Annotated in this window: 8 protein-coding genes; 5 read left to right on the top strand and 3 right to left on the bottom strand. The window is 25.6% G+C overall.

Going from position 1 to position 5,112, the window contains the following annotated elements:
- The first annotated feature begins 160 nt into the window (after window positions 1–160).
- From Q5F54_RS10375 to Q5F54_RS10365, 3 genes are read left to right on the top strand one after another with little or no spacing between them, the layout of a single operon-like run.
- The gene (locus tag Q5F54_RS10375; protein WP_302334382.1) at window positions 161–922 is read left to right on the top strand and encodes a conserved phage C-terminal domain-containing protein; all 762 of its coding nucleotides are present in this window, start codon (window positions 161–163) and stop codon (window positions 920–922) included.
- Between the two features lie 23 nt (window positions 923–945).
- Window positions 946–2,247: a DnaB-like helicase C-terminal domain-containing protein gene (locus Q5F54_RS10370; protein ID WP_302334381.1), complete on the top strand. Its 1,302-nt coding sequence runs from the start codon at window positions 946–948 to the stop codon at window positions 2,245–2,247.
- A 9-nt stretch (window positions 2,248–2,256) separates the two neighbouring features.
- Entirely contained in the window at window positions 2,257–2,526 is a 270-nt protein-coding gene (locus tag Q5F54_RS10365; RefSeq protein WP_281538893.1) for a Mor transcription activator family protein, read from the top strand.
- A gap of 18 nt (window positions 2,527–2,544) precedes the next feature.
- Here Q5F54_RS10365 and Q5F54_RS13160 read toward each other — a convergent pair whose 3' ends face one another.
- The 3 genes from Q5F54_RS13160 to Q5F54_RS10350 all read right to left on the bottom strand — a co-directional run bounded on the left by Q5F54_RS13160 (window position 2,545) and on the right by Q5F54_RS10350 (window position 3,285).
- On the bottom strand, window positions 2,545–2,697 hold the full coding sequence (locus tag Q5F54_RS13160) for a YvrJ family protein (RefSeq protein WP_277233413.1): 153 nt from the start codon (window positions 2,695–2,697) through the stop codon (window positions 2,545–2,547).
- An 8-nt stretch (window positions 2,698–2,705) separates the two neighbouring features.
- A complete protein-coding gene (locus tag Q5F54_RS10355; protein WP_277233416.1) occupies window positions 2,706–2,933 on the bottom strand; it encodes a DUF2922 domain-containing protein in 228 nt (75 codons plus the stop codon).
- Window positions 2,934–3,063: 130 nt separating this feature from the next.
- Window positions 3,064–3,285, bottom strand: coding sequence for a DUF1659 domain-containing protein (locus Q5F54_RS10350; RefSeq protein ID WP_302334380.1), 222 nt, complete (start codon window positions 3,283–3,285; stop codon window positions 3,064–3,066).
- Window positions 3,286–3,526: 241 nt separating this feature from the next.
- Between Q5F54_RS10350 and Q5F54_RS10345 the strand changes: the two genes are divergently transcribed.
- Window positions 3,527–3,778: a Mor transcription activator family protein gene (locus Q5F54_RS10345; RefSeq protein WP_071120050.1), complete on the top strand. Its 252-nt coding sequence runs from the start codon at window positions 3,527–3,529 to the stop codon at window positions 3,776–3,778.
- 287 nt (window positions 3,779–4,065) lie between these two features.
- A complete protein-coding gene (locus Q5F54_RS10340) occupies window positions 4,066–4,689 on the top strand; it encodes a response regulator transcription factor (RefSeq protein ID WP_302334379.1) in 624 nt (207 codons plus the stop codon).
- The last annotated feature ends 423 nt before the right edge of the window (window positions 4,690–5,112 follow it).

Raw genomic sequence — 5,112 nt, 5'->3', positions numbered from 1 at the left:
GTATTTGAATTTTATATAAAAATAAATACTATTAATAAATTTGTTAAAAAAATATTTACATACATATTGCAAAAAAATACAAAATATATTACTATAAAATTACAGAACAAATGTTTAGAACGATTTTAGAACGCAAGAGGATATGGGGAGGATGAAATAAATGCAAGCGCAAATAGGATATTTTAAAACTAATATACAAGTATTAAAATTTGATAATATAAAAGACACAGACAAAATAATATTTAACCACTACATAATGAAAAAAGTAAACTACAACAATATGAATGGCAATCTACCAAAAGGCCAATTCTACATAAGCAATGGCACAGTTTCCAAGGACTTAAACATATCAATAGGAAAAGCAAAAAGGCTTATAAAAAACTTTAAAGAACTGAACATAATACAATTGGTTCAATTAGGAAACACTGATAACACACCATCAGTATACGAATACAGCAATAATATTGACCTAGGTCATGACCTAGGACACAACCTAGGTAGAGGAGATACTAAAGCTAGTAATAGCAATAATTTATGCTTATTAAACGAACATACATACGATATAGGCAAGGACATAGAGAACTGCCACTCTAAAAAAGATAATATAAATAATAATAAAATACATTCTTGTGTGGTTGATTATTTAAACAAGAAAACTAATAAAAGATTTAAGAAAACTTCAGTTAAAACAAAGAGCCTTATAAACGCAAGGCTTAATGAAGGATTTGATGAAGAAGACTTTTACAAGGTAATAAATATAAAATCAAAACAATGGTTACACACTGAAATGGAAAAATACTTAAGACCAGAAACCTTGTTTAGTAACAAGTTTGAAGGATATTTAAATGAAGAAGTTGATACAAATGAGGATATAGGGGATTTAGATGATATAAAGCCATTTGATATAGAATTTGATTTTTAAATAAAGTTAATTAGGGGGATTATATGGCACCATTAGAAGCTATAAACATTGAAAACTCAATACTAGGGAGTATTATACTAGACAATACTCTAGCATATAAGTTAGATGAATTAAGTAAGGATATGTTTTCTGTATCCTACAACAAAGAAATCTTTGAAATAATGAAAAGCTTATATAAAAATAATTACACCTTGGATATACCAACAATAAAAACTAAGTTAGACGAAAGAAAAGTTGATGTAATGGTTTCATACATAAGTAATTTATCATCAATTGGTGAGACTTATGCAATAGATACACATATAAACATATTAAAGGACAAGTTTAAAAGAAAATGTATAAAAAATAGCTGTATGAATTTAATAACTGAAATACTTGAAAATAAAGATATAGATTCATCTCTTTTTAAGTTTGAAAATGATATAAAAAGTACAGTAGATCAGGACATAGAAGATAAAGATGATATGAGTTCTATTTGTGAAAGAATACTAGATTTTCTTGAAAATGATAAAGAAACTGGTCTTAAATTTGGAGTACCTTTGTTAGATGATGTTATAGGTGGACTTTTTAAAGGAGAGCTTACAACTATTGCTGCTAGAAGTGGAGTTGGTAAAACTGCATTGGCACTTCAAATAATGTTAAACTGTGCAAGTCAAGGTAAAAAGGTACTTTTTATAAGTAGGGAAATGAGCAATGAGCAAATAGTTATGAGAAATATTAGCAAGAAAACTGGTATAAGTGCTAAAAGTTTAAAGTACAAAAACTTAAAGGAAATAGATTGGAAAAACATTATAGATGTAATGCATGAGTTTAGCAAGGATAACTTAATATATATAAATGACAGAATAAGCACAATACCACAATTAAAAAGAAGAATAAGACAAGTTAAGCCTGATTTGGTAATAGTAGATTATTTACAGCTTTTAACTGTAGAGCAAAACTTACAAAATAGGGAAAGAGAAGTTGCAACTTTATCAAGAGAACTTAAAAATATAACTTTAGATTTTCATATACCAGTTATACAGTTAAGTCAGTTAAATGATGAAATGAAGGATTTAAGACCTTGGGGAGAACGCCCAATGAGAGATAGTAAGGCAATATTTCATGATAGCAATAATGTTGTATATATACATGAGCCAGTACTTTCTGATTTTGAAGAAGCTGTTATAAAAATTAAAAGAGATAAGAAAAGTGTACTTAAAGCAAGGGAAGAGGGAATAAAAATAGTAGATTTAATAGTTGCTAAATGTAGAGATGGAGAAACAAAATTTAGGCATTATTGTTACAATGGGCCAAGACTACATTTTCAACATATAGATTATTAGGAGGATAAGATGGATTATATAAAAATTGAGGATATTCCAGAGGAGTTTGTAGGACTTGCTAATTTTATGGGGATAGATAAATTTATTGAGTTTTGTAATGAATATGGTGGTATTGCTATTTATTTTCCAAGTAAGAAGACGCTTCTTAGAAATGGAAGAAATAGAGAGATTATAAAAAGGTATAATGGAAAAAATATAAAGGATCTTGCAAGGGCATTTGAAATAAGTGAGGTTCAAGTTAGAAATATAATTCGCACAAGTGGGAAGTGTATAAATTAATAAAAAGGATAGCAGCTGCTATCCTTTTCTCATGTTTAAAATATTTTTAGATAGTTCATTTATACTATCTGTTAAAATTGTAAGTTTTCCTTCAATTCTAATAAGTAAGTACATACTTATAGCAATTGGAAAGCCTACATTTGCAATCAGAACTTCTAAATTACCATCCATATATTATATTAAAATACTAAGTCGTAGTTAGTAGTATCAGTTTCAACAACTTTTGCAGAAACTAAAGATGCTAAATCAGCTCCACCAGGTGCAAATATGTTTTTCTCTTTTATAAGTTCCATAGTAGTTTTTACTTCTTCTTCTGTTAAGTCTTCTCTTGGATTATCAACTGTTAATGATACCTTCTTATCATCTGTAGTTTTGAAAGTCATAACTAATTTTCTATTTAATTCCATAATAAAATCCTCCTAATAATATTAATTTTAATAATATAAAGTATTTCAAAATTTAAAACCTTAATTGATAGTTATTTAAAAATGATATTTTGAAATGTTTCGCCGATACGTCGCTCAAACAAAGCGAATTTTATGCTAAAGTTGTGTTGTCTATTTTAGCTATTTCTAAAACTGGATATTGTTGAAGAGATTCTATAGCACTTGCTACTTCGTATACATTTTCATTTGATGCATTGTGTTTTACATTTGAGAATGTTTTGCTTTTTACTTTAGTTTTGCCTGTTGAGTCATCTTTTCCTAAATCAAATTTTAATCTAAGTCCTGCTGGATTATTTAATACTGTAACTGCCATATAGTTACCTCCTAAATTTTATTTAAGCCATTTGTAAAGCTTATATTTATATATTACTTAGAAAGGTGTAAGCAGGGTTTTAATGTATTTTTCTAAAGTATATTTAAAAGTATTTTCCTCGAAAGTTTTTATATTAAAAACTACAATTATATTAAAGAAAGTTGATTTTAGATTTTATTAATAAATTTATAAAAGATGATACTAAATATATAATTTAAGTTTAAAATTTTAGGAGGTTAATATGAAAATAAGAAAAGAAGATGTATATGAACATTTAGAAATGTTATATGAAATTGTGGGAGATGAAAAGTATTTAGAGATAATTAGAATGTATGGAGGAAGCAATCTTTATATACCAACGTATAAAGCTACTATTAGAAATAGCAGAAATAGAGAAATTAGAAAAAGGTATAATGGGGTTAATTTAAGTTTGCTTGCTGCTGAGTATGGTATGAGCGTTAATAATTTAAGAAATATTGTTAAAGAAGATTAAAAAGTTATACTATAGTAGTAAAAATAGTATATAAATATTATTTAAAGTAAGTTAAATTAGAATAAAAAACAAACTATAAGGTAAAAAATTATCAAGTGGAGTAAAAATAAATGATAGCAATAGCTAAAGCCTTATATACGCTAGAGTAATAACAAGAAACTTAAAGCTAACACTATTAGGTAATTATATATAAGATAATAAGGTAATATATTTTTTTGCATAAAATCACTAATATATACTCATGAGATAAAATATACAAGTTTGACTATATATTGGAGGCTAAATGTATGAAAATATTGGTTCTATCAGAATCCTTTATAATAAGAGATTCACTAAATCATCTTTTAAATGAAACGCTAAATACAAATGATATAATAACATCTTCAAATGCAAATCATTTATCAAATGAAGATCTTTTAGAAGTTGATTTATCATTTATAGACATTAATAAAAATAACATTAATATAGTAGAAAGATTAAGCAAAATAAGGAATAAATTTGAAAATCTTAAAATAATGATTTTAGATAGTCAAAAAGATATAGAGTTATTTATAAAATCAGTAGACTATGGTATTGATGGATATATATTAAATATAGATGATAAAGATGAATTTATTTATATAATAAAGAAAGTATTAAATGGAAAGAAATTTTATGATTCGGAATTACTACAATATACTATACATAATGAAAAAACAAATAATGAAATTGACCTTACTAACAGAGAAAAATGTGTACTAAACTATGTATGTAAAGGTCTTAGCAACAAAGATATTGCAAATGAATTAAAAGTAACTGATTATACTATAAAAAAGCGTGTAAGTAATATACTTAGTAAGTTACATCTTAGAAGCAGGCAAGATATAATTTTATATGCACAGGATAATCATATAATAGATGAGATTATTTAAAATAGTTAAAGCAGTGATAGTAATGATATTTCTTACTTTAATTTTTATGGGATATATTACTCAACAGTTTAGATATAAATTTAATAATATTAATTAAAAGCAAGTAAGTTTCTTATGAAATTTACTTGCTTTTTTAGCAATTGATGAAGTTGTTGGTCATATAAATATTGCCATATGTGGTTTAAAGTATTTCGATGAAAGTCCATAAAGAAAAGGGAATTTTTATACTAAAGTAGTATAAAAAATACACCTATATTAGAATTAATGATAGTAATAATACTAATAAAACACTAATATAATAAGTTATCAGAATAATAAACTTTAAAATAATAACATAAATAAAAGGAAGTATTTAGATGTGAGGAAGTATATAGAAAAAGTGGTTAAGTCATATAAATAACTTAATATTTTGTGGGGGGGATA

It is taken from the genome of uncultured Romboutsia sp. (assembly GCF_958366745.1).
GTDB classification, from domain to species: domain Bacteria; phylum Bacillota; class Clostridia; order Peptostreptococcales; family Peptostreptococcaceae; genus Romboutsia; species Romboutsia timonensis.
Note: the sequence above shows the minus strand (reverse complement) of the source record. Positions and strands in the feature narration are given on the sequence as shown.

Bases quoted from the DNA above. Each gene is read 5' to 3' on its own strand.
- Q5F54_RS10375 (WP_302334382.1), top strand. From the start codon at position 161: ATGCAAGCGCAAATAGGATATTTTAAAACTAATATACAAGTATTAAAA.
- Q5F54_RS10370 (WP_302334381.1), top strand. From the start codon at position 946: ATGGCACCATTAGAAGCTATAAACATTGAAAACTCAATACTAGGGAGT.
- Q5F54_RS10365 (WP_281538893.1), top strand. From the start codon at position 2,257: ATGGATTATATAAAAATTGAGGATATTCCAGAGGAGTTTGTAGGACTT.
- Q5F54_RS13160 (WP_277233413.1), bottom strand. From the start codon at position 2,697: ATGGATGGTAATTTAGAAGTTCTGATTGCAAATGTAGGCTTTCCAATT.
- Q5F54_RS10355 (WP_277233416.1), bottom strand. From the start codon at position 2,933: ATGGAATTAAATAGAAAATTAGTTATGACTTTCAAAACTACAGATGAT.
- Q5F54_RS10350 (WP_302334380.1), bottom strand. From the start codon at position 3,285: ATGGCAGTTACAGTATTAAATAATCCAGCAGGACTTAGATTAAAATTT.
- Q5F54_RS10345 (WP_071120050.1), top strand. From the start codon at position 3,527: ATGAAAATAAGAAAAGAAGATGTATATGAACATTTAGAAATGTTATAT.
- Q5F54_RS10340 (WP_302334379.1), top strand. From the start codon at position 4,066: ATGAAAATATTGGTTCTATCAGAATCCTTTATAATAAGAGATTCACTA.